Below are 686 nucleotides of genomic sequence, written 5' to 3'. Positions count from 1 at the left end.
CGCCCTGACCTCCGGCTACCGTGCACTCGGAGATGCCGTCGATGTACTGCTGCGGTTGACCGGGCACGCCGCCTGGTGGTCACCGGCCTGGCTGCGCAAGGTCCTACCGACCATCAGCTTCTCTCACTGAGCGCCGGGGTCGTGTCCGCCACGGGGGTGGGGCATTACACAATGCACCCACCTCACCGGTGGTACCCCCAGGGGTATACTGATATCAGGTCTCAGGAAAGGAACCATGATGGTCGGCGACGAAGACAGCATTGCATTGGTACTCAACCGGCTCCGCCGGGCCCACGGGCAACTCGCCGGGGTGATCTCGATGATCGAGCAGGGACGCGACTGCAAGGACGTCGTCACCCAACTCGCCGCGGTCTCCCGCGCCCTGGACAAAGCCGGGTTCAAGATCGTCGCCACCGGGCTGCGGGAATGCCTCACCGGCGAGGCGGCCGAGGAAGGCAAGGAACCGATGACCGAGGCCGAACTCGAGAAGCTGTTCCTCGCCCTCGCCTGAGGCCCTGTCCGGCGCCCCTACCTCCGTTCGACGTCGGGCGACAGGCGACCATGACCGACGCGACCCGCCGGCGCGGCTGGACGATGACCGGCGCAGGACGCCACCGATCAGCCCTTGCTTCACAGAAAGGCAGAAGGCGCTCATGACACTCGCACTCTCGACCACCCTGCACACC

The 686-nt window shown here is 66.3% G+C and carries 1 protein-coding gene; it reads left to right on the top strand.

Annotation, left to right across the window (positions count from 1 at the left end):
- Nucleotides 1–238 precede the first annotated feature (238 nt).
- Nucleotides 239–511, top strand: coding sequence for a metal-sensitive transcriptional regulator (locus ACFWJO_RS40600; protein WP_370184087.1), 273 nt, complete (start codon nt 239–241; stop codon nt 509–511).
- Nucleotides 512–686 lie beyond the last annotated feature (175 nt).

This window comes from Streptomyces sp. NPDC127092 (assembly GCF_042722475.1).
Taxonomy (GTDB): domain Bacteria; phylum Actinomycetota; class Actinomycetes; order Streptomycetales; family Streptomycetaceae; genus Streptomyces.
This window is presented reverse-complemented; position numbering and strand designations above follow the sequence as displayed.